Raw genomic sequence first — 23288 nt, forward strand, 5'->3', positions numbered from 1 at the left:
GCTGTGTACGTTAGACACAGTTGGAGCACTCCGGCAACCCCCAGGACGGGACAGGACGGGAGCGGACGATGCACGAGACGGCGAACGACACGGTGCGGCTGCTCTGGGGCCCGCCGGCCAAGCCGAGCCGCGGCCCGAAGCCGGCCCTCAGCCTGGAGCGGATCGCCGCGGCGGGCGTCGAGATCGCCGACGAGGAGGGCCTGGGCGCGCTCTCGATGCAGAAGGTGGCCGGGCTGCTCGACTTCACCAAGATGTCGCTCTACCGCTACGTCCCCGGCAAGGCCGAACTGATCGCCCTGATGGTCGAGTCGGCCGCCGGCGAACCCCCGGCCCCCGCCGACGGCGCCGACTGGCGGGAGCGACTCACCGCCTGGGCCCACCACTTGGCCGACTCCTTCGCCCGCCACCCCTGGCTGCTGGACGCCACCGTCGGCCCCCGGGTGATGGGCCCCAAGGAACTCTCCTGGCTGGAACAGGTGGTGGTCGCGCTCGACGGCCACGGACTGACCGGCCCGGAGCGGATGGACGCCGCCGTCCTGCTCGCCGGGCACGTGCGCGGGATCGCCCAGCAGTCCCGCGGCACCGGCGCGTCCGGCGGCCCCGAGGCCGAACTCCTCGCCGCCCTCGGCGCCATGGTGCGGCAGCACGCCGACCGCTTCCCCGCCGTCGCCGCCGCCATGGCCGACCCGGACGGACGCGACCGGGCCCTGGACTTCGGCCTGGAGCGCATCCTGGACGGCCTGGCCGCCCTGATCGAGCGCCGCACCGGAGGGGCCTGACGACTCCGAACGGGCCTGACCCACCCGGCTCGCGGAAAACCACTCGGAGCGGCACCCGCCCGCTCGCTACCATCGCGCCCCATGGCGATGTTCGTGCACCTCACCGCCGCGGCCAACGCGCCGCGCATCCGCCGCGCCGGGATCCGGGCCGACAGCCGGGGCCAGGCCGCGGCGCGCGGACTCTACTGCTTCCCCGTGCTGCCCTCGTACACGCTCACCCACCAATGGCTGCGCGAGCTGGCCCGGTTCGGACCCAAGGGCTCCCTGGTCGCGGTGCACGTCCGGCTGGACGACCGGCAGGAGGTCCTGACCGGCCACTACCGCGACCGGGCCCGGAGCGAGCAGCAGCGGGTGTCCGCCGCCGAGGCGGTCCGGCGGATCGGCGCGCTGCCCGACCCGCGCGGCTGGGAGGTCTTCCTCCCGCGCGCGGTGGGCGCCCGCGAGGTGCACCGGATCCGCGCCGTGCCGCAGGTCGCCGGCTGGCGCTACCGGCCGGACGCCCACGGGACCCGGCCCTGCACCTGCTACGGCTGCCGGATCCGCGGCGAGTACGGCGGCCGCCGCCTGCGCGAGCGCCACCCGCACCCGCTGGACGGCCCGTCGCCGCCCGTCCCGGTCCTGCTCGCCCGGATCGAGGCGGCCGGCGACCCCGGCGACCCGGTGGAGCTGCGGGCCGCCCTGCACTGGTTCGGGATGCGCCGCCGCGGCCCGGTGGACGCCCTGGCGCGGCTGGCCGCCCACCCGGACCCTACGGTGCGGGAGGAGCTGGTCTGGGCCGTCGGGCCCTGGTCCACCCCGGGCGTCGCCGGACTGCTGGACGGCCTCGCGGAGGATCCGCACCCGGATGTCCGCGAGGCCGTCGAGGCGGTCCGGGACCGCTGAGGCCCCGTCCGCCGTCAGCCGTGCGGCGGCGTCAGGCGTGCGCCGCCGTCAGGAGACGCGCTTCAGCTGCCAGGAGTTGTTGTTGAGGCTCGGCACCGAGGAGTACTGACAGCCGGCGCTGAAGAAGCTGCTGACGATGGTCCAGCCGGCCGGGGGCCAGGTGGAGGCGCAGGCGTTGACGGTGGTGCCGACCGGGTAGCCGGTGAGCAGCATGACCTTCTTGGTGTTCGGGTTGAAGCCGGAGCCGCAGCCGCCGCTGTTCCACCACTGGACGTCGACGTAGCCGCCCGGGGTCAGCGAGGAGGAGCACATGGTGCTGGTGTCACCGGGCGCGGCCTGGGCCGTGCCCATGGTCAGGGTGAGGGCGGCGGCGGCAGCGCCGATGGTCAGAGCGGCGGCGCGAAGGCGTATCACGGGGGCGGGCTCCTCTCGGTGACGCGGCACCTCCGCGTCACCGCCCATTCCTATCCGTGCCGCCGCTCGGACGTACAGGGACTTTCCAGCCCCGCCGACGGCGCGTTCTCGCCCTTGCCCCTCCCCCTCCGACCCCTCCGAGGCGGCCCCGTCGTCGCACCGTGACCTGCGGCGGCGCCCGCCGAGGTGCCCCTCCGGCCGTACCGGGTGATCATGGGACGAACCGCGTCTTCGGCGATTCGGCGCCCCGGTAGGCTCCGGCGGCGCCCGGAAGGTGGACTGCGATGTTCCAGCTCCTGTGGATTCTGCTCATCGGCTTCGTGCTGGGCGTGCTGGCCAAGCTGATCCTGCGCGGACCGCAGTCGATCCCCTGGTGGCTGACCATGCTGCTCGGCGCCGCCGGGGCCTGGCTCGGCAACGCCGCCGCCGGCTGGATCGGCGTGCGCCACACCTCGGGCGTCGACTGGATCCGCCACCTCCTCCAAATCGGCTTCGCCGTCGCCCTGGTGGCCTTCGTCGCCCCCGCCTGGGGCAGGTCCCGCCAGAACCGCTGACCCGGCGCCGGCCCGGATCGTCAGTGCCGGGTGCAGGACTCCCGCCTGCTGACGGCCGCTCCTGCGGCCACCCGCTCAGCCCACGTGGACGGCCGGGCGGCGGGAGCGGTCCGGCTCGGCCTCGCGGAGCACTTCGCGTGTCACCGGTGCGATCTCCCCCTGCCCGAACAGGAAGAAGCGCAGGAACTGGGCGAAGGGGTTGCCCTCGGTCCACTCGAAGTAGATGTGCGGCTGCTGCCCGGTCAGGTCGCGCACCTGCAGCAGCAGCGCGGCCAGCGCGTTGGGCACGCTGGAGCTCTGCAGTGACAGCACCCGGTAGCGGTCGTGCAGCACCTCGCCGCGCACGGTCAGTTCGGCCTCGAAGTCGGAGGGGTCGAGCACGGTGACCTCGACGAAGACGAGGTCGTCCTCGGCCGGGATGTCGTTGTCGGTGCGGATCTGGCGGATCTTGTCGCGGTACTCGGCGAGGTCCCGGCTGTTCGGTTCGTTGGCGATCAGCCGCAGCGGGCGGTGCGTGTAGTCCCGGACGAACCGCTCCGCGACGTCGTCCAGCACGACGTCGGTGACGCGCAGTTCGAAGGCCCGCTTGAGCCGGGAGAGGAAGGAGACCAGCATGATGCCCGCGATGAAGCAGGCGCCGATCTTGACGCCGTCGGGCCGCTCGGCGATGTTGACCGCCGTGGTGTAGAGGAACACCGCCGCGATCACCGCGAAGCCGGCCCGCCAACGGCGCTGCCCGGCCTTGTGCGCGGCGATGGTGACGGCGATCGCGGCGGAGCTGATCAGCACCAGCACGCCGGTCGCGTACGCGCCGCCCTGGGCGTCCACGTTGGCGTCGAAGATCCAGGTGACCAGGAAGGCGATCAGGGTGAGGACGATGACGGTGGGCCGCACGGCGCGGGCCCAGTGCGGGGCCATGCCGTAGCGGGGGAGGTAGCGGGGCATCAGGTTGAGCAGGCCGGCCATCGCGGAGGCGCCGGCGAACCAGAGGATGGCGATCGTGGACAGGTCGTAGACGGAACCGAAGGTGCTGCCGAGGTTCTCGTGGGCGAGGAAGGCGAGCGCGCGCCCGTTGGCCTCGCCACCCTTCTTGAAGGCGTCGGCGGGGATGAGCAGCGTGGTGATGAAGCTGGTGGCGATCAGGAAGCAGCTCATGATCACGGCGGCGGTGGTGAGCAGCTTGCGGGCGCCCCGGATGCGGCCGGTGGGCTTCTCCTCGGTGTCGTCGGGGTCGCCCTCGATGTGCGGCATCACGGCGACGCCGGTCTCGAAGCCCGAGAGGCCGAGCGCGAGCTTGGGGAAGACGATCAGCGCGACGCCGACCATGGCGATCACGTTGCCGTGCTCCCTGGTGAGCGCGTCGGTCCAGTCGCTGAACACGTGCGGGGCCCTGAGCACGTTCCAGAGGCCGTCGACCACCACCACGACGTTCAGCGCGAGGTAGACCGCGACCAGCACGACGGCCAGGCCGATCGCCTCGCCGAAGCCCTTGAGGAACACCCCGCCGAGCAGCGCGATCATGATCAGGGTCAGCAGGACCTCCTTGCCGGTCAGCGCGCTGTGCAGGTGCGGGTTCTCCACCAGGTGCGCGCTGGCGTCGGCGGCCGACAGGGTGATGGTGATCATGAAGTCGGTGGCCGCGAACCCCAGCAGGGTGAGCACGAAGAGCTTGCCCTGCCAGAACGACAGCAGCCGCTCCAGCATCGCGATCGAGCCCTCGCCGTGCGGGCTCTCCTGGGCGACCCGCCGGTAGACCGGGAGTGCGCCGAGCAGGGTGACGACCACCAGCACGATGGTCGCCAGCGGCGAGACCAGACCGGCCGCGAGGGCGGCGATGCCGGGCTGGTAACCGAGCGTGGAGAAGTAGTCGAGGCCGGTGAGGCACATGACCCGCCACCAGCGCTGGCCCTTGACGTGGGGTGCCTGGGCGTGCGGGCCGGGGTGCTGCTTGGCCATGTCCGCGAGGCCTTCGAGCATCCACGCCCGGAACCGCCCACCCCGGGTCCGGGACGGCACCCCCGGTTCGGCCGAACCCGACGAGACCACGTACACCCCTGTCCACGACTGGGCCGGCCGCGTACGGGCCCGGACCCCCGGTGGCCGCCGGACGGCGGGCCCGGCCAGGCTAGGTGGCCCGGTCATCGCCGCCCGGCAGCGCGCGGGCCGACACGCCAGGGGTGCGCCCGTACGGCCGTCCCGGGTGGCGGAGGAGGGCTGGAGGTGCCCGGCGGCCCGGCGCGTTGGGTGGTACGCGCTCCCCGCACGTATGAGGATGTCCCCTCATATTGACGCAGTAGGTTGACGAACCTGATCGAGCCGAACCGCATCGAACCCGGCCTGACCAGCCCGGACCAGCCCGGGTCGGCACAGGTCGGCACCGATACGGCACAGGTCAGCACTGGCAGAGCTGCGAACACGAAGGAGGCCGCGGTGGCGGAACCGAGTCGGCGGAGGATCCTCGGCCTGGGCCTGATGGCGGCCGCCGCCACCTCCTGCGGCCCCCGCCACCCGGACGCGGCAGCCGCTCCGAACCCCTCCGGCGCCCGGCCCGCCGCCCCCGGCCCGGGCGGCGCCACCACCGCCGGACCCACCAAGCCGGCCGGCGACCCGACCCACGAGCAGACCCTGCCCGGCACCCCCGGCTGGGAGATCACCGACCCCGGTCCGGACTCCGCCATCGAGGGCTTCGCCGACCGGGTCAGCGTCCTGCCCGGCGAGTCCTTCGGGCTGCACGTCTCCACCCCCGCCGCCGCCTTCACCGTCTCCGCCTACCGGATGGGCTGGTACGGCGGCGTCCGCGCCCGACTGGTCTGGCGCCGCGAGCACGTCCCCGGCGGCAAGCAGCCCGCGCCGCACGTCGACCCGGGGACCCGTACCGTGCTGACCGGCTGGCAGCGCACGCTCGCCGTGGACACCGCCGACTGGCCCGAGGGCGCCTACCTGCTGCGCCTGGACGCCGAGGACGGCACCGGCCGCCGCTACGTCCCGCTCACCGTCCGCTCGGCCACCACCGCCGGGCGGACCGTGGTCATGAGCGCCCCCGCGACCTGGCAGGCCTACAACGAGTGGGGCGGCTACAGCCTGTACAACGGCCCGACCGGCGGCCTGGCCACCCGTTCGCTGAAGGTCGTCTTCGACCGGCCGTACGACTACGACCACGGCGCCGGGCTGTTCCTGGTGTACGAGGCGCCGCTGGTCGCCCTGGTCGAGCGGCTGGGGCTGCCGGTCGCGTACACCACCGGCATCGACGTCGCCCGCGAGCCCGGACTGCTGGACGGGGCGACCACCGTGGTGTCGCTGGGCCACGACGAGTACTGGTCGCCCGAGCAGCGCGCCCGGGTGACCGCGGCCCGGGACGCGGGGACCAACCTGGCGATCCTGGGCGCCAACTGCTGCTTCCGCCGGGTCCGCTTCGAGCCGACCGACCTCGGCCCGGACCGCACGGTGGTCTGCTACAAGGACGCCTGGGCGCAGGACCCCGGGTACCGGGCGGGCGCCCCGGCGACCACCGACTTCCGGGCCGGCCCGGGCGCGGACCCGGAGAGCTCGATGCTCGGGGTGATCTACGACGGCTACCCGGTGGACGCGCCGTACGTGGTCCGCTCCCCCGGGCACTGGGTCTTCGACGGGACGGGCGTCGCGGCGGGGGCGTCCTTCCCCCACCTGGTCGGCGTCGAGTACGACCGGGTGAACACCGCCTTCCCCACCCCGCGCCCGATCGAGGTGATCGCCCACTCTCCGGTGGTCTGCGAGGGCCGCCGCTCCCACGCCGACACCGCCTACTACACGGTGCCCAGCGGCGCCGGGGTCTTCGCCTCCGGCACGATGCGCTGGGTCGAGACCCTGGACGCCCAAGGCCCCGGCGGCGGCAAGGCCGACCACGGCATCGACGCCGCCGCCGGGGACCTGGTCCGCCGGGCCACCGAGAACGTCCTGCGCACCTTCGCCGCCGGCCCGGCCGGCCGCACCCACCCGGCGCAGGACAACCTCGCCGACGTCTACGGCCCGGGGTAGCGGGGCCGGCTCAGCCGGCCGTCAGCGGCGGGGCGCCTCAGTTCGCGGTCAGCGGAGCGGCGAAGGTCTCGGCCGGGCCGAAGTCCGTGTAGTGGTCCTTCGTCACGACCGCCTTCCCGGCGACCACCATCGACTGCTCACCCCGGACGACCCGTCCGAACCGGTCGATCCACAGGTGGCAGTCCACCGCCTCGACGCCCTTGCTCCGCATCTGCTGGGCGTTCGCCGGATCCGCGCGGAGCACCTGGTCCGCCGAGAGCCGGGCGGCCAGGTGGAACACCGGCACCGCGCCGTCGGTCTCCATGCCCTTGCGGGCGGTGGGTCCGGCGCCCAGCAGGAGCTCGGCGTAGGCCGCGGACCGGTCCGCGTCCGCGTCGGCGCCCGCCCCCGTGCCCGGCTCCCTCGTCCACCGGGTCTCACCCTTCGCCTTGTCCCGGAGGTAGGAGACGCCGTCCACGGTCAGCGTCTCCATCCAGTTCACGACCAGCGAGCCGCCGGCGACAGTCTTCCCCTCGGTGCGGGCGCCACGGGCCGGGGTGTTGTAGTTCAGCCGGCCCGTGACGGTGATCAGCACCTGCTCGTCGCCCGTACCGGCCCGGGTGGTCATCTCGACGGTCGCGGCGTACGGCTCCTTCGAGCGGTGCGCCATCGCGACCGCCGGGTCGAACGCACCGGAGGCATCGGCCGGCGCACCGGAGGCCGCGGCGGCCGTCGTGGCGGCCGTCGCCGTGGGCGCTCCGGAGACCGTCGCGGCGGTGGCCCGCGCGGCGGCCGACGCCGTGGACGCCCCGACGGCTGCGGGCGCCGGGCCGGACCGTTCCGGTCCGCAGCCCGTGACGGCGGTCAGTGCGAGGGCCAGGGCGGCGACGGGCAGGGCGGTGGTACGGCGGATTCGCAAGGAGGTTCTCCGGTCTGTGTTCGGGACGGCGGTAGCCTGCCACACCGGTCCATCGCGATCGAACGGAGTCCCGGCCCCCGGCCTGGGCAAGAGGCGACCCACCGCCCCGATACACTCACACGGTCCAACCAACGCAGGTCGTCCAGGCAAACCGACCGGTGCGGCCCGGGTGCCGACCGGCGAGGGTTACGAGGAAACAGAACATGGTCGAGGCCTCCCCCAAGGTCGTTGTGGTCGTCCCCACCTACAACGAGCGGGAGAACCTCCCGGTCCTCGCGGGCCTGCTCGCGGAGCTCCCGGTGCCGAACCTGCACCTGCTGGTGGTCGACGACAACTCGCCCGACGGCACCGGCGAGGTCGCGGACAAGCTCGCCGCGGACTCCGGCGGCACCGTCGGCGTGCTGCACCGCACCGAGAAGAACGGCCTCGGCCGCGCCTACCTGGCCGGCATGGCCCGCGCCCTGGACGAGGGCGCCGACATCGTCGTCCAGATGGACGCCGACCTCTCGCACCCCTCCTCGGCGATACCCGAGATGGTGCGGACCCTCCTGGCCGACGACACCGCCGTGGTGCTCGGCTCCCGCTACGTCCCCGGCGGCTCGACCGCCGCCGAGTGGCCCTGGCACCGCAAGGCGCTCTCCGCCTGGGCCAACCTCTACGTCAACACCATCCTCGGCCTGGGCGTCCGGGACGCCACCGCCGGGTTCAAGGCCTGGCGGGCGGCCACCCTGCGCGCCATCGACCTGCCGACCGTGCAGAGCAACGGCTACTCGTTCCAGGTCGAGATGAACTACCGGGTGGTCAAGCGGGGCATGACCATCCGCGAGGTGCCGATCCGCTTCGAGGAGCGGATCGAGGGCGCCTCCAAGATGAGCATGGGGGTGCAGGTCGAGTCCGCCCTGGCCCCGTGGAAGCTCCGCTTCAACCGCGACAACTGACCCGCGCCGGAGGGCGGCGCCGGGGAGCGGGGACCGGCGTCGGCGAGCGGCGGGCGGCGGCGACCGGCCGCACCGAGGGGTTCGTACGGGTGCCGGAGCCGCCCGGGACCGGTGTGAAGGGCGGCTGCGGGGAAAGAAGGCCGACATGGTCCTTCTCCCGGAGTCACTCACGGCCCTGATCCGCCGCAGCGCCCGAGAACCCTTCGTGGTCCAGACCGTCCGGGCCACCGTCGCGGCCACCATCTCCTACGCGGTGGCGACGCGGCTCAGCAGCGAGCCCGCCCCGCTCACCGCGCCGCTGACCGCGCTGCTCGTCGTCCAGGTCACCGTCTACTCGACGCTCAAGACCAGCGTCCGCCGGGTCAACTCGGTGGTCGTCGGGGTGCTGATCGCGATCGGCTTCAGCGCCGTGGTCGGGCTCTCCTGGTGGAGCCTGGGCCTCATCATCCTGGCCTCACTGGTCGTCGGCCGGTTCGTCCGGGTCGAGGAGTTCGTCCAGGAGGTCGCGATCAGCGCGATGCTGATCCTGGGCGTCACCAAACTGGCCTCGCAGGCCTGGGACCGGGTGCTGGAGACGCTCATCGGCGCCGCCGTCGGGCTGCTGTTCAACCTGCTGTTCGCGCCGCCGGTCTGGGTGGACACCGCCGGGGAGTCGATCGAGGACCTCGCCCGGCGGGCCCGCCAGCTGCTGCTCGACATCGCCGAGGAACTGGGCCGCCCCACCCCCGTCGCCCGGGCCGCCGAGCGGCTGCACGAGGCCCGCCGGCTGGACCAGGCGATCGCCGAGGTGGACGCGGCCCTGCGGCAGGCCGAGGACAGCCTGCGGTTCAACCCCCGGATCAGCGAGGGGCTGCTGTCCCGGCTGGTGCTGCGCACCGGGCTGGACACCCTGGAGATCTGCGTCGTGGTGATCCGGGTGCTGGCCCGCTCGCTGACCGACCTGGCCAAGAAGCGCGGGCCCGAGGAGCGGCTCTTCCCACCCGACGTCGCGGTCGGCCTGGAGGAGCTGCTGGACCACGTCGGCGGGGCGATGGTGAGCTTCGCGGTGCTGGTGACCACCCAGGTGAGCCGTAGCGCCGAGGAGGCGGAGACCCGGCTGACCGCCGAGCTGGCGGCCGCCTGGGTCTGCCGGGAGAACGTCGCCCAGATGCTGCTGCGCGAGGTGCGGGAGCACCCGGAGGCCTGGCAGCTGCACGGTTCGATACTGGCCGAGGTGGACCGGATCCTGGACGAGCTGGACCTGGAGCACCGCAGCCGGCGCCTGATGGAGGAGCTGGACCGGGCCTCGGTGGCGAACCGGGAACGGTTCGCGCGGTTCGCCGGTCTGCGGCGGTTCCTGCGCGGCGAGCGGGGGCGCGACCGGAGCCGGACGGGACCGGGGCGCCCGGCGGCGGAGGCCGGGCGCTAGGTGCGCCCGATGAACTCCCATTCCGATTGCGTCAGTTGCACTCGCGTCACACAGAACGGTCTACCGGATCAGGAGCTGCCGTGAGGGCGATTCCCGCAGATTGATCACAACCGAATACGCGCCCTAGCGCGCTCCGGAACGAGGCTTCAGCACCATTCACGTCTGCGGTGGGGAAATCATTCCTACCATCCTCCGAAGGTCCGAACGATCAACATCTCGGCCAAGTGACTGAATGCCGAACACGTCAACGGCGATTCGCCACCGATCAATCCCGTCACGCGGATGCAGGACGCCAAGATGCCGCCTGGTGCTTTCCCTCACGAAAGGCGGCGCGACACGGTGTTCGACTTCTCTCGATCCCTCGGGCCTGAGCCGCCCCGCGGTAGACCACCCACCCGGCGGCGGACGGCCGCGGCGGCGGCCACCGTCCTGGCCCTCTGCGGCGGCTACCTCTCGGCGCTCGTCCACACCGCGGGCGCGCAGCCCGGGGACGGTTCGGTGACGGTGCGGGTGGTCCGCAAGGTCACGGCGGACGGCGTCTGGCAGGGAGCGGCGCTGGAGCCCGGCATGTCCGGCGTCACCGTCGACCTCACCGACGACACCGGGACGACGATCAGCGGGCGGACGGCCGCCGACGGCACGGTGACCCTGAACGCCGGGACGAGCGGCCTGACGGGCGGCCGGTACCGGGTCCAGGTCCTCAACCCGAAGCCGGGCATCCTGTTCTCGGCCTTCGCGGACCGGACGGGCCCGGCCGGGGCGCCGAACCGCCTCAGCAGCACCGAGGAATTCGTCGACCTCTCCGGGGGGAAAAACGTTTCCTACACCACGGGTCTGTGGAATCCGGGTGACTACTGCCAGAAGAACGCGCCACTGGTCACCGCGTGCGTGCGCGGCGACGTGGCACCGGCCGAGGCGGGCACGACGCGGACGCTGGTGTCGTTCCCATACAACGCGCGCGGTGTCGACAATCAGACGACCGATATCGCCACCAAGGCGCAGACGGGCGCCTTGTACGGCATCGGGTACGGCAAACAGAAGAAGTGGGTCTTCAGCGGCGCCCACGCGCACCGCGCCTCGGGGTACGGCCCGTCCGGGCCGGGCGCGGTCTACCTCACCGATCGCGCGACCAACACGACGACCTTGTTCACCACCGTCCCCGACGCCGGTACCACGGTGCACGATTTCAAGACGGACATGGACCTGGGCTTCGCACCCGCTGTGGCCAAGGAGTCGCTGGGGGACGTGGAGGTGTCGGAGGACGGCACCGATCTCTTCGTGGTCAACCTGAACGACCGGAAGCTGTACCGGTACGACGCGACGAACAAGACCGCGTCCACGCCGAAGGCCAGCTACGACATCCCCGGCCCGGACCGCCCGTGCCCCGCCGCAGGCGACTGGCGGCCCTACGGCCTGGGAGTCCAGGACGGCGTCGTGTACGTGGGCGGTGTCTGCTCGGGCGAGTCGAGCCAGAAGAAGTCGGACCTGCGTGCCGTCGTGCGGACGTTCGACCCGGCTGCGGGCACCTTCGGGCCGGTGATCGTGGACCAGGCGCTGGACTACCCCCGCTCGCGCTCCAACCGTGACTCCGTCTGCCCGGGGCCGGGCTGGTACCCGTGGCAGGACACGCTCCCCACCTCGCAGGACGGCACCGCCTCGTGCGGTGCGGGCAACATCGCCAATCCGGAGCCCATGCTCGCGGACATCGTGGTGGACACCGACGGCGCTCTGATCCTGAGCTTCCGCGACCGCTACACCGACCAGCTCGGAATGAACCAGCAGTTCAGGGCAGGCAGCGGCCTGCTGGCCTCGCCGGCCTCCGGCGGCGCCCTGAGCAGGGCGTGCCCCGGCGCGGACGGCCGGTTCGTGATGTTCGAGAACGGCGGCTGCGGAAACACCAGTACGACACGCGGGGGCGGGTTCTACGACCAGCACCGCACCGCTTACCACAACAACGCCCTGTACTCCGGCATCGCCCTGTCCAAGGTCGAGACCACGATCGCCAGTTCCGCTATCGACCCGACGGACGTCATCTTCACCGGCGGCACGGCCTGGACCAAGCGCGACGGCACCCGCGCCGACGGGCTCGGCAACCAGTTGACGACCACCTTCGGCAAGGGCGGCTCGATGGCCGACCTCGAGGTGCTGTGCGACGAGGCGCCGCTGCAGATCGGCAACCGGGTCTGGTACGACGTCAACAGGAACGGCGTCCAGGACCCGGGTGAGAAGCCGGTCGTCGGCGCCACCGTGCGGCTCTACGACGCCGGCAACACCGTCGTCGGCACGATGAGGACGACGACGCGCGGCGAGTACTACTTCGACGACGGCAACGTCACCAGCGGCCTGAAGCCGCACACCACGTACACGATCAGGGTGGACCTCCCGGCCGACTACGCCCCCGGCGGCCCGCTCCACCAGTGGACCGTCACCAAGGCGAACGCCGGCGGCAACGAGTTCGTCGACAACGACGGCGCCGTCCCGCCCGGCGGCACCTACCCCGAGATCGTCATCGCCACGGGCGGGCCTGGCGAGAACAACCACACCTACGACTTCGGGTTCCACCAGCCCGAGGGCAGCGTGAGCGTCACCAAGACCGACCCGCAGGGCAACTCCCTGGCGGGCGCGGTTTTCCAGCTGCTGCGGGACGACCGGACGACGCCCGTCGGGCCGCCCTGCACGACCGTCGCCGACGGCATCTGTTCCGTCACGGTGGGCCTCGGGACGTACTACTGGCAGGAGACCCAGGCACCCCCCGGGTTCCTCCTGCCGGTGCCGGCGGTGTTCGGGCCGCTCGTCCTCACCGCCGACAACTACCGGGCGGGCGTGAGCACCACGGCGGTTGACCACCCGTCGCCGTCCCCGACGCCCACCTCGACTCCGACACCCACCCCGACACCCACCCCGACTCCGACGCCCACCCCGTCGCCCTCACCCTCGCCGTCGGCGCCGCCCAAGCCGCCGCTGCCCAACACCGGTTCGGGCGCCGTGCAGTTCGGCATCCTCGGCACGATCCTCCTGCTCGGCGGCGGCGTCCTCGTCCTCGTCGGCCGCGAGCACCGGCGCAGCCGCCGGAACGGGAAGGCGTGATGCGATAACTCCTCGATGACACCTGCGGGGTGGGACGGGCCCGGGAGCCGGTCCCACCCCGCAGACGTGTCCGTCGAGTGAAGCAGCGGCCCCGGCACGGCCGCGCTGCTTGAACCGCGTCAGAGCAGCCGCTGAGCTGGTCCGCATGCCGCTGTCCGTGCCGTCCGCCCTCCGCTCCGGGCGGGTGCACTCCGCCGCCGCCCTCGCCGCCCTCGCGGCGGCCGGCGTCCTCCTCGCCCTGCCCGGGACGGACGCGGCCACGAGCCGGCCCGTCACCGGCGACGAGGCCACCCGGCTCGCCCTCTCCCGGCTCACGACGTACGAGGCCGGCCCGGCGATCGTCGACATCACCGTCCCGACCGGCGACGCCGTCACCCGGATCCACGGCCTCGTCGACTTCCGCATCCGGCGTGCCGTCGGCACCTACACGACGGACGGCGTCGGCGCGCCGGGAATGCTCGCCTGGGACCAGGGCGGTGTGGGCGTCGCCCCGGCCAGGCGACCCGCCACCCCGACCGCGGCCGGACTCGCTCGCGCGGCGGAGGAGACGACGCCGCCGGACTGGTCACCCCGCGCCTACACCACCGACCTGCTCGACACCGCGCTCCGCCTCACCATGGCCGTGGCCGCCGACCGCCCGGACAACGCCCAGCTCCTCGCCCAGTCCGGCGCCCGCTGGCTCCGCGACGAAGACCTGGAGGGGCACCGCTACGGCGTCTTCTCCGGCCCGGTGCCCCGCACGGCTTCCACCGGGGACTCGCACCTCACCTATTGGGTCGACGCCGACGGCGATCTCCGCCGCCTCCAACTCCGCGCCCCCGGCACCGACCGTCCGATCACCGTCGAGCTCACCGCCCGCCACGTCGACGCCCGCGTGCCGCAGGCGCCCTGGGGCACCGGCACTCCTTGACCGGTGCGCCGGTGCCCGGTGTTCTGCCCCGTGAGGATGGCGACGCGCCTGGCGGGTGGTTTGCCTGCGAGTGCGGCGTGTCCCGCGGTGGTGATCGTAGGCGTGGAGCCAGGCGGGGTAGGCGTCACCACGTTCCTGCTCGGTGCGGTAGGACCGGGCGTAGTCCCATTCGTCGAGCAGGGTGCGGTTGAAGCGTTCGACCATGCCGTTCGTTTGGGGCCGGCAAGGGCGGGTTCGCTTGTGGGTGATCCCGGCCGCCGGCCGGAAGAAGAACGGCAGCAGGGGCAGTGGGCCCGTCAGCCACGACGCAGAGCTCTACAAGGAGCACAACACTGTCGAGCGGGCATCAGGGCGTCAGGGCATCAGCCAGGGCTGCTGCGGGAGCGGATGGCCGGTCTCCAGGTAGGTCTTGAGGTTGGAGAGCACCGCCGACCAGCCCTGCTCGGCCTCCGCCCGCTCGGCCTCGTCCGCGAGGTTCTCGTGGGTGACGGTGAGCCGGGTGAGGTCCTGCCAGCCGCTGATCTCGAAGGTGACCCGGGAGGGCCCGCCCGGGCGCTGTTCCTGCGGCCCGGCCCAGGTGGTGACCAGCCGGTGCGGCCGGTCGGCGGCCTCGACGGTGCCGACGACGTCGGCGATCCCGGAGTCGTCGGTGCGCTGGTGTTCCCAGGGCGCGCCGGGCAGCCAGGTCGAGACGTTGCGGTGGCCCCAGTAGAGGCCCGACTCGTCGGCGTTGGTGAGCGCGTGCCAGACCCGCTCCGGGGTGGCCCGCAGGTAGACGACGGCGCGGTGGGTGTGGGCGTGGGCGGTCACGGCATCAGCCCGCAGCCGCGTCGAGCAGGGGCTGGATCTCCAGTTTCTGCATCCGCAGCATGGTCGCCATCACGCGGTCGGCCCTGGCCCGGTCCTCGCCGCCGACCAGGTCGAGCAGGACGCGCGGCGTGATCTGCCAGGAGAACCCGTAGCGGTCCTTGAGCCAGCCGCACGGCCCCGGCTCGCCGCCGTCGGCGGTGAGCTTGGCCCAGAGCTCGTCGACCTCGCGCTGGTCGTCGCACTCCACCTGCAGCGAGACGGCCTCGGTGAAGGTGAACTCGGGCCCGCCGTTGAGGGCGACGTACGGGCGGCCGGCGAGGACGAAGTCGACGGTCATGACCGAGCCGGGCACGCCGGGGCCGGCCTCGCCGTAGCGGGTGACGCGCGTGATGCGGGAGTCCGGGAAGAGCGAGGTGTAGAAGGCGGCGGCCTCTTCGGCCTGGTCGTCGAACCAGAGGAAGGTGCTGATGTTCTTCATGGCCCGACGGTAGCGGCGGGGTCCGACAGGAGCGCCGAGCCACGGCCGGGGGTCACCGGTTCGGCGCCCCCGGCCGGTTGACGGCACGTCGGTCGGTTGACGGCACGTCGGTCGGTCAGTTCGCGGTACTTGCGCGGTCAGCGCGGGGTCAGTGCACCCAGCCCGCGTAGCGCTGGGTGAAGCGCTGCCCGGTGTGGGCGGTGACGACGACGTCGTAGCGGCCCTGCTCGTCCAGCGGCCAGGTCAGGTCGACCTGCTTGCCGGGCTTGACCCAAGCGGTCCGCGCGGTGCCCGCGAAGTCGTTGGGCGCGGCGGTGAAGGCCACGTCGGTCATGCCGTCGTTGACCAGCTGGAGGGTGAGCCCGCGGCCGCGCAGGTCGGCGGTGACGATCGGCACGCCGATGTCGTTCTGGCCGTCCCGCCCGTCCCGGACGACGGTGCTGGCGAAGCGGCGGACGAAGCCGTCCGGGCCGTGGACGGTGAAGTCGTAGCGGCCGTCGGTGGTGGCGGCGTCCCAGACGTGGCGGGCGGTGGCGCCGGGGGCGACGGTGTACGGGGTGCCCGCGAAGGGGAGCACGATGTTCGGGTAGACGGTGTACGGGAAGGCCACCGAACCGTCGTTGCTCATCGTGCAGACGACCTTGCCGGTCTTCCGGTCCACCTCCACGTCGGCCCACGGCTGGTAGGGCAGCGGGCGGTGCGGGCGCTCGCCGCGCTCCTGGACGGGCATCGACTGGGCGCCGGCCGCCGGCAGGGCGACCCCGGGCAGCTTGGTGCCCGCGTCGGCCCTGGCCATCAGGGCCTTGGTGTCGGGCAGCGCCGGGATCGAGTGGTCGGGCGCGGCGAAGTCGAAGCAGCTGGTGAGGTCACCGCAGACGGACCGGCGCCAGGCCGAGATGTTGGGCTCGGCCACACCGGTGACCAGCTCCATGAAGCGCAGCACCGAGGTGTGGTCGAACACCTGGGAGTCCACCCAACCGCCGCGCGACCAGGGGGAGATGACCCAGAGCGGGACGCGGTTGCCGAGGCCGATGGCCCGTCCGTGGGTGAACTCCTCGGGGGTGCCGGGCTCGGGGGTGGGCGGCACCATGTGGTCGAAGTAGCCGTCGTTCTCGTCGTACATCACCAGGAAGACGGTGTGCCGCCAGACGTCCGGGTTGGACATCAGCGACTGCAGCGCCTGGTCGACCCAGTGCGCGCCGTAGGCCGGTCCGGCCTCCGGGTGCTCGGAGAACAGGTAGGGCGCGACCAGCCAGGAGACGGTCGGCAGGGTGCCGTCCTTGCAGTGGCGGTCGAAGTCGGCCGGGTCGAACTTCGTCATCGCGTTGACGTAGCGCGGGTCGTCGTGCGGGAAGGCGTGGAACTGCTTGAAGTAGGAGAGCGCGTTGTCGTCGTAGTCGCCGGTGCGGTCGTCCTTGCTGGGGTTGTGGTAGACGCGCCAGCTGACGCCGGCCGCCTGCAGCCGCTCGGCGTAGGTGGTCCAGTCGGCCACCGGGTTGTCGGTGACCGGGGTGTTGTCGATCCACGGGCCGGTGGTGCCGTCGCGGCCGGGGCCGGCGGTGCCGGTCCACAGGTAGAGCCGGTTGGGGTCGGTGGGGCCGGCGAGGGAGGTGAAGTAGGCGTCGCAGACGGTGAACGCGTCGGCCAGGGCGTACTGGTAGGGGATGTCGTCCCGGGTGAAGTAGCCCATGGTGCGCTCGCCCTTGGCGGCGATCCACTTGTTCATCGCGCCGTTGTTGATGGCCTGGTGGCCGGTCGCCCAGTCGTGCGGCAGACCGCCGGCGTTCTGCGCGTTGTACTTGGCGGTGTCCATCCGGTACGGCAGCATCACGCCGCCGTCGCCGCGCCGGCTGTCGGGCTGGCGGAACACGTCGGCGCCGTCCGGGAACTGGAGCGCCTGCTTGTCCCCGAAGCCGCGGACGCCGGCGAGGGTGCCGAAGTAGTGGTCGAAGGAACGGTTCTCCTGCATCAGGACGACGACGTGCTTGACGTCCTTGACGGTCCCGGTGAGCCGGTCGGACCCGGCGGTTGCGGGGGCGGCCCCGGAGGAGGCGGACCCGGCGGGCGCGGCCTCGGCCGGGGCGGCGGCCAGACCGGTCAGGGCGGTGGCGCCGACCGCCGCGGTGGCGCCGACGAAGGTGCGGCGGGAGAGCTCGGACATCACGAACTGGCCTCTCAGAGCTGGAAGGTGGCGACGGCGGCGGCGGTGTCGGAGGGCCACTCGTTGGCGGCGGCGTTCGGCTCGGACTGCGGCCAGTCCGCGACCAGGGTGTGCGCCTCGACCAGCTTCAGCGGGCCGGCGTACTGGACGTAGTCGATCCGGTCCTGCGGCTCCGGCCGGTCGCCGCGCCGCTTGCGGGTCGGCGACCAGGTGGCGCCGGGGGCCTCGGCCGGGTCGCGGTACTCCTCGCGGAAGGCGTCGGTCAGCCCGGCGGCCTGCAGGGCCACGGTGACCGGCCACTCCAGCGGGCCGACGCCGCCGTGCGCGGCGGCGGTGGCGGCCGTCCAGTCCCGGTGGGACGGCGAGGAGAGCGCACCGCCCAGGACGAGCGGGAGCCCCCGCGCGAGGTCCGCGCGCACGGCGGCGGCCAGCGCCCTGGCCTGCTTCAGCCGGAGCGAGCCGTTCTCGGCGGCCAGCACCTGGGCGGCGGAGCCACCGTCCTGGACGGCGTACGGGCCGTAGCCCGTCTCGTCCAGGTGTGCGGCCCAGAAGCGGACCGCGCGGCCGCCGGGCAGCTGCAGGGTGGCCGCGGCGGCGGGCAGGTCGGCGGTCGGCGGGGTGACGTCGGCGAGCGGGTGGCGGCTGAGGATGCCGACGCTGCCCGGGCTCTGGTAGGCGTACCAGCCGAGGGCGTCCGCGAGCGTCCGCGCCCGCTCCCCCGCCGTCTCCTGGAGCGCGAGCACGTCCAGGCCCTGGGCGAGGACCACCCGCAGCTGCTTCTCCAGCGCGTCGGTGTAGGAGGCGCCCGCGTCGTGCAGGTTCCAGCTCGCGGCCTTGAGCCGCGGCGGCGCCGCCGGGTCGACCACGGGGACCAGGACGGTGACGGTGTCGGTGGCGCCCGCGCTGTCCTTGACGCCCACCACGACCACCTCGGGGGTCTTCCCGGGCTTCGCGGGGGCGGTGCCGCCGAGCGTGCCGTCCGCGCCGACGGAGGCCCAGGCCGGGCCGCCCACCTTGCGGTAGGAGGCCGACCCGGGCGCGTTGCCGGCCGGGCGGGACCAGAGGCCGCCGAGCTTGATCCGCACGGTGGCGCCGGGGGCGACGGGCGTGGCGGTGAAGGCGTCGACGGCGGCGTGCGGGCGGACCACGGCCGGCTTGGGGCGGAAGGCGAACGGCTCGGTCCGGGCGAGGACGCCGTAGCCGTCCTTGGCCAGCAGGTAGGCGGTGTACGGGCCGCCGGTCAGCGCGGAGGTGTCGAGCTGGACGTCGCCGGCCGCACCCGGGGTGTACTTCCAGAGCAGCGAGGAGCCGGTGCCGGGCTGCCGGCTGCCGTCGTAGACGCCGACCCAGTTCTTGGCGTCGGGGGCGTCGGTGCTCCAGTGGAAGGTGAGGCGGTCGCCTTCGGTCGGGTCGGAGGAGGTGGTGATGGTCAGGGCGCTGCCTGCGGCCACGGTTGTCCTGTCCGCCGCCCGGCGGCCGGGACCGCCGGGGGACGGTTCGCCGGGGCCGGGTACGGCTGGTCACGGAGGCTGGGAGGGAGGGTGCGCGCAGTTGGCTGTACGGCCGGGTGGCTGCGCGGCACGGTCGGCCGTACAGCGCAGTTGGCTGTACAACTGCGGGCGGCCTCATTCATCCGAAGGACGGCGACCTGCGCGTGAACGACGCATGACGGATCGTCGGGCGGCGCGGGAACATCCATGGGGACGCGACGAGGGCCGCGACGGATGAACCGTCACGGCCCTCGTGGACGTGTATGTGGGGCGCTCGCGTTGTTGCCCTCGCCCTCGCTCCCGCCGGCTCGGGCGTCCCTCCGCTCGCGCGGGTGGTCAGGCTCGCGCGGGTGGTCAGGCCAGGGCGAGGAACAGCTTCTCCAGCTCCGCCTCGCTCATCGGCGCGGAGTCCTCGTCGGCAGCGGCCAGGCACTGCCGCATCCCGCTGGCGACGATCTTGAACCCGGCCCGGTCGAGCGCGCGCGACACGGCGGCGAGCTGGGTGACCACGTCCTTGCAGTCCCGGCCCGCCTCGATCATCGCGATCACCCCGGCCAACTGGCCCTGGGCGCGACGCAGCCGGTTCAGGACCGCGCCGACCGATTCCTCGTCCACCTGCATGCCGGGGCCGCCTTTCGCATCGACTGTCGATGGACAAGTGTACCCGGCGGGGTATTCATTCCCGGGCGGTCGAGGGCCGCAACCGGCCCCGCCCGCCGGCTCCCCGCACCGTCCCCTCGGCACCGGACCCTCAGCGGCGGGCCAGCCGCCGTTCGCCACCGGCACCGGTCGCGTACGGAAGCTCGTAGTACGCGAACACGGCGGGTTCGTCCCCGGCGGGCAGGATGTCGTCGGTCCCGATCGCCGGAGCCTGCTTGACCTGGTTCTTCGAGTACGCCACCCGGACGTAGTCCGGCCCGGCCACGGCACCGACGAGCGGGACGAACACCAGGCGGCGGCGACCGGCCAAGCCGACCGTGACCGTCGCGAAGAACGCCTCGTCGCTGGCCGTCTCGACGTAGACCGACTCCAGCGAGCCGATCCGGTGCCCCTTCTCGTCGACCACCGCGTGGCCACGCCACTCGCGAATGTCCGCCATTGCGATCGCCACGGCCCGGACCTCCCGTCGCCGGATGCTCCACTGCCCCGCTCGTTCCACCGCCCCGACCTCCCATCCTGCGCCGGGATGGACGACGACGCGCGGCGAGCCGGCGGAGGCGTGCGCACTCGGCCGTGCGCCCGGACCCGCACGGTACGACGAATAGGACATACGGGGGTGACCCGCCCAACCGGCACCAGCGCCGTGACCTGGCCTTTAAGCTGTGCGCCAGCAAGGCCGTGAGTAGATCATCAGACTATTACCGGCAGAGTTTCCGGGGCGAAGGAGCAGCAGCCGTGGCGTACGAGTCCATGTGGGAGACCGGCGGGGCCGTGGCCGCGGCCGACCTCCGGCCCGACATCCCCCACCCGGCCCGGAGGTACGACTACTACCTCGGTGGAAAGGACAACTTCCCCGCCGACCGCGCCGCCGCAGAGAAGGCGCTCGCCGCCAACCCCGAATTCCGCTCCACCGCCCGCGCGAACCGGGGCTTCCTCACCCGCGCGGTCCGCTGCGTCGCCGACCGCGGCGTCGACCAGTTCCTCGACATCGGCACCGGCATCCCGACCGCCGGGAACACCCACGAGATCGCCCAGACCGCCGACCCGGCCGCCCGCGTCGTCTACGTCGACAACGACCCGATCGTGCTCAGCCACGCCCGCGCCCTGATGGCCGGCAGCGGCTCCGGCCGAACCACCGTCATCCACGCCGACCTGCGCGAACCGGACGCCCTGCTGGACTCCGTCCGCGCGGCCGACCTGCTCGACCTCACCCGGCCCGTCGGCCTGGTCCTCGCGGCCGTCCTCCACTTCCTGCGCGACGAGGACGAGCCGTACCGGGCCGTCACCACCCTGCTCGACGCGCTGCCCTCCGGCAGCCACCTGGTGCTCTCGCACGGCACCGCCGACTTCATCCCGGCCGAGATCCGCGACCGCGTGACCGGCGTCTACGACCAGGCCACCGCGCCCCTCGTCGGCCGCACCCGCGCCCAGGTGCACGCCTTCTTCGACGGCCTCGACCTCCTCGACCCCGGCGTCGTCACCGTCCCGCTCTGGCGCCCCGACGACACCCCGGCCCCGGGCGCCGACCGCGTGAGCATGTACGGCGCGGTCGCCCGCAAGCCCTGAGCCCCGGCGCCCGGGCGCCCCGGCGCCCGGGCGCCCCGCTGTCGGACCGTCATGCGATCACGCCCGGACCAGGGGCGGCCATCCGGAAAATATGCAGACCGGTCTAGATATTCATGCCCGGCGGCCTGATAGCCCTGCACACCCGGTTGCCCCCTGCGCACAGGAAGTCGATGTGGCCGACTTCCTGTGCGCAGCAACGCGGGCGGCGAGGCGCGGGAAATATGTCGATCGGTCTACAGACTCTTCTCGGCGAGCACCCGAGTCCGGGCGGCTTGCACAGGAAGTCGATCCCACCGACTTCCTGTGCAACGCGCTGGGCGAAAAACTATGCAGACCGGTCTACTGATTGTGCTCCCAGGTGCGGGCGGCTTTCTGGCTCCCGTAGGGTGCCCGGGTCGCGGGTGAGGGAGGAAGGGGCGGGTCCGGTGCGGGGGCGGTTGGCGGGTGCGGCGCGGGCGGCGCTGGGTGGTGGGCGACGGCTGGTGGCGGTCGAGCGGCTCGCGGGTGGCAGCAAGAAGGGCGTGTACCGCCTGGTGATGGACGACGCGACGACGGCGATCGCGTATCTGTGGGCCGCCTCAGAGAACTACTGGCCGGCGGCCGAGGGTGACGACGACCTGACCGACCCGTTCTCGCCCGGTCTCGGGCTCGACCTGTTCGCGGCCGCGCACGCGCGCCTGCACGCTCTGGGCGTACGGGTGCCGGAGCTGCGGCTCCTCGACCGGGACGGGGTGCACGGTCCGACCGAGCTCGCGATCGTCGAGGACCTTCCCGGCCGGAACCTGGAGGCGCTGCTGGCGCGTGACCCGCGCGCGGCGGCCCCGGTGATGGACCGGTTCGGGGAGGCGCTGGAGGCGATGCGGAGTCATCGGGCGCCCGCCTACGGCAAGGTGGCCGTGGTCGACGGCGGCGGCACCTCGCGCGGGACCTCCTGCGAGGGCGTCGTCCTGGACCGCGCGCTACGGGACCTCGCCGGAGCGGCGGCGCGCGATCAGCGGATCGCGCGGGCCCGTGACCGACTGGAGGAGCGGCTGCTGGCCCTGGCAGCGGCGGTGCGGCCGCGCACGGAGTACGCGGCCGTGCACGGTGAACTGGGGCCCGACCACGTCCTGGTGGACCAGGCCGGGCACCCGGTGGTGATCGACATCGAGGGCGCGATGTACTTCGACGTCGAGTGGGAGCACGTCTTCCTGCGGATCCGCCTGCACGACGCCTACCGCCCGCTGGCCGTGGACGGACTGGACGAGGACCGGCTCGCCCTCTACACGCTGGCCCAGCGGCTCGCCCTCACCGCGGGCCCGCTGCGGCTGCTCGACGGCGGCTTCCCCGACCGGTCGGCCATGGCGGCCATCGCGGAGTACAACCTCACGGAGGCCCTGGCACTGCTGTGACGCGGCCTTGGAGCCGGCCCAGGAGCCGAACCGGCGATCCCGGCCGGCCGGCTACTCCTCGAACCAGACGACCAGCCGGACGTTCCGGTCGCCGTGCACGTCGGCGAGGGCGCGCATGACGGTCCACACCGGCTGCCACGGACCGTCGGCGGGAACGGCGTCGCGCCGCCGGGCGCGTTCCGCGCGGAAGACCGTCGTGCCGGTCTCCCATTCGGTGCCCTCGGCCCACAGTTCACCGATGCGAGCGGGGTCGACGCTCAGGGTGTCGACCCCGCTCGCCCTCGCGAACCCCCGGCTCCAGACCTCCCGGTGCACCAACTCCAGCGTGCCGTCCGGCTGCCGCCGGTACCGGGCGATGCCGGTTGCCCGGGGCACCGCGGGTTCGTCCCAGTCGATGGCGAGGATCTCGTCCCAGCCCAGCCAGGTGGCGCCGAACGCCGCCCCACCCCATGACGCGTGCTCGGTACGGACGCTGTCCGAGACGTCGGCGGGCAAGCCGCGATCGGCAGCGACCGGCTGCCAGCGGGTGCTGAGGTCCCGGACTCCGAAGAGGCAGGCGAAGGCGCTGTAGTCCCTGGTCATACCGAGCATGGACAGCTCGATGGCCGAGTACCACGCCGTCTCTTCGACGCCGAGGCCAGGGCCCCAGGTACGGCACTCCACGGATCCTTGAATGGTCGTTCCCACGGCCCGATCCTGCCGTGCCCCCACCGGCCCGCGCACGGAATTTCCTTCGTCGGACACGGCCCCGCGGCCGGAGCGGGGCAGGGCCTCCGGGCGGACTTCCGGGCGGACCTCCGGGCAGGCGTTCGGGAGGGCGGCGGCCCCGGTGCGGGGCGGGGCGCGTG

The 23288-nt window shown here is 73.1% G+C and carries 20 protein-coding genes and 1 pseudogene; 10 read left to right on the forward strand and 11 right to left on the reverse strand.

Annotated elements, in window-relative coordinates:
- Positions 1-68 precede the first annotated feature (68 nt).
- On the forward strand, positions 69-779 hold the full coding sequence (locus tag IE332_RS28300; protein ID WP_189921764.1) for a TetR/AcrR family transcriptional regulator: 711 nt from the start codon (positions 69-71) through the stop codon (positions 777-779).
- A gap of 81 nt (positions 780-860) precedes the next feature.
- Positions 861-1661 (forward strand): HEAT repeat domain-containing protein, encoded by an 801-nt coding sequence (locus IE332_RS28305; protein ID WP_189921766.1) that lies wholly within the window; start codon positions 861-863, stop codon positions 1659-1661.
- 48 nt (positions 1662-1709) lie between these two features.
- Here IE332_RS28305 and IE332_RS28310 read toward each other — a convergent pair whose 3' ends face one another.
- On the reverse strand, positions 1710-2075 hold the full coding sequence (locus tag IE332_RS28310) for a hypothetical protein (RefSeq protein ID WP_189921768.1): 366 nt from the start codon (positions 2073-2075) through the stop codon (positions 1710-1712).
- 284 nt (positions 2076-2359) lie between these two features.
- Between IE332_RS28310 and IE332_RS28315 the strand changes: the two genes are divergently transcribed.
- Positions 2360-2629, forward strand: a complete 270-nt coding sequence (locus IE332_RS28315; protein WP_189921769.1) for a GlsB/YeaQ/YmgE family stress response membrane protein — start codon at positions 2360-2362, stop codon at positions 2627-2629.
- Between the two features lie 75 nt (positions 2630-2704).
- Here IE332_RS28315 and IE332_RS28320 read toward each other — a convergent pair whose 3' ends face one another.
- The gene (locus IE332_RS28320) at positions 2705-4606 is read right to left on the reverse strand and encodes an APC family permease (protein WP_189921771.1); all 1902 of its coding nucleotides are present in this window, start codon (positions 4604-4606) and stop codon (positions 2705-2707) included.
- Between the two features lie 453 nt (positions 4607-5059).
- Here IE332_RS28320 and IE332_RS28325 point away from each other — a divergent pair, with 453 nt between their 5' ends.
- Complete coding sequence (locus tag IE332_RS28325) at positions 5060-6643, forward strand: N,N-dimethylformamidase beta subunit family domain-containing protein (protein WP_189921773.1); 1584 nt, start codon at positions 5060-5062, stop codon at positions 6641-6643.
- A 37-nt stretch (positions 6644-6680) separates the two neighbouring features.
- Here the strand turns inward: IE332_RS28325 and IE332_RS28330 are convergent, their stop codons facing one another.
- On the reverse strand, positions 6681-7541 hold the full coding sequence (locus tag IE332_RS28330; protein ID WP_189921775.1) for a hypothetical protein: 861 nt from the start codon (positions 7539-7541) through the stop codon (positions 6681-6683).
- Between the two features lie 203 nt (positions 7542-7744).
- Here IE332_RS28330 and IE332_RS28335 point away from each other — a divergent pair, with 203 nt between their 5' ends.
- The 4 genes from IE332_RS28335 to IE332_RS28350 all read left to right on the forward strand — a co-directional run bounded on the left by IE332_RS28335 (position 7745) and on the right by IE332_RS28350 (position 13884).
- The gene (locus IE332_RS28335; RefSeq protein WP_189921777.1) at positions 7745-8479 is read left to right on the forward strand and encodes a polyprenol monophosphomannose synthase; all 735 of its coding nucleotides are present in this window, start codon (positions 7745-7747) and stop codon (positions 8477-8479) included.
- Positions 8480-8624: 145 nt separating this feature from the next.
- Positions 8625-9887, forward strand: coding sequence for an FUSC family protein (locus tag IE332_RS28340; protein WP_189921779.1), 1263 nt, complete (start codon positions 8625-8627; stop codon positions 9885-9887).
- 339 nt (positions 9888-10226) lie between these two features.
- On the forward strand, positions 10227-12974 hold the full coding sequence (locus IE332_RS28345; protein ID WP_229928981.1) for an SdrD B-like domain-containing protein: 2748 nt from the start codon (positions 10227-10229) through the stop codon (positions 12972-12974).
- A 145-nt stretch (positions 12975-13119) separates the two neighbouring features.
- Positions 13120-13884 (forward strand): hypothetical protein, encoded by a 765-nt coding sequence (locus tag IE332_RS28350; protein ID WP_189921783.1) that lies wholly within the window; start codon positions 13120-13122, stop codon positions 13882-13884.
- Positions 13885-13907: 23 nt separating this feature from the next.
- On the opposite strand, the pseudogene IE332_RS28355 reads toward IE332_RS28350, so the two are convergent.
- The 7 genes and pseudogenes from IE332_RS28355 to IE332_RS28385 all read right to left on the reverse strand — a co-directional run.
- Positions 13908-14151, reverse strand: a pseudogene (locus tag IE332_RS28355) (integrase core domain-containing protein); the annotation flags it as partial.
- Positions 14152-14238: 87 nt separating this feature from the next.
- Complete coding sequence (locus IE332_RS28360) at positions 14239-14694, reverse strand: SRPBCC family protein (RefSeq protein WP_229928982.1); 456 nt, start codon at positions 14692-14694, stop codon at positions 14239-14241.
- A gap of 4 nt (positions 14695-14698) precedes the next feature.
- Entirely contained in the window at positions 14699-15172 is a 474-nt protein-coding gene (locus tag IE332_RS28365; protein WP_189921785.1) for a VOC family protein, read from the reverse strand.
- Positions 15173-15320: 148 nt separating this feature from the next.
- On the reverse strand, positions 15321-17333 hold the full coding sequence (locus IE332_RS28370; RefSeq protein ID WP_189921788.1) for a phosphocholine-specific phospholipase C: 2013 nt from the start codon (positions 17331-17333) through the stop codon (positions 15321-15323).
- Between the two features lie 14 nt (positions 17334-17347).
- On the reverse strand, positions 17348-18784 hold the full coding sequence (locus IE332_RS28375) for an endonuclease/exonuclease/phosphatase family protein (RefSeq protein ID WP_189921790.1): 1437 nt from the start codon (positions 18782-18784) through the stop codon (positions 17348-17350).
- Positions 18785-19177: 393 nt separating this feature from the next.
- Complete coding sequence (locus IE332_RS28380; RefSeq protein ID WP_189921792.1) at positions 19178-19444, reverse strand: metal-sensitive transcriptional regulator; 267 nt, start codon at positions 19442-19444, stop codon at positions 19178-19180.
- A 130-nt stretch (positions 19445-19574) separates the two neighbouring features.
- Positions 19575-19922 (reverse strand): PRC-barrel domain-containing protein, encoded by a 348-nt coding sequence (locus tag IE332_RS28385; protein WP_189922009.1) that lies wholly within the window; start codon positions 19920-19922, stop codon positions 19575-19577.
- A gap of 296 nt (positions 19923-20218) precedes the next feature.
- On the opposite strand from IE332_RS28385, the gene IE332_RS28390 reads away from it, so the two are divergent.
- Both IE332_RS28390 and IE332_RS28395 read left to right on the forward strand, forming a co-directional pair.
- Positions 20219-21049 (forward strand): SAM-dependent methyltransferase, encoded by an 831-nt coding sequence (locus IE332_RS28390; RefSeq protein ID WP_308437611.1) that lies wholly within the window; start codon positions 20219-20221, stop codon positions 21047-21049.
- 425 nt (positions 21050-21474) lie between these two features.
- Positions 21475-22440, forward strand: a complete 966-nt coding sequence (locus IE332_RS28395) for a phosphotransferase family protein (RefSeq protein WP_229928983.1) — start codon at positions 21475-21477, stop codon at positions 22438-22440.
- Positions 22441-22491: 51 nt separating this feature from the next.
- Here the strand turns inward: IE332_RS28395 and IE332_RS28400 are convergent, their stop codons facing one another.
- Complete coding sequence (locus IE332_RS28400) at positions 22492-23103, reverse strand: hypothetical protein (RefSeq protein WP_189921794.1); 612 nt, start codon at positions 23101-23103, stop codon at positions 22492-22494.
- Positions 23104-23288 lie beyond the last annotated feature (185 nt).

The sequence above is a fragment of the Kitasatospora xanthocidica genome (assembly GCF_014656195.1).
Lineage (GTDB): Bacteria > Actinomycetota > Actinomycetes > Streptomycetales > Streptomycetaceae > Kitasatospora > Kitasatospora xanthocidica.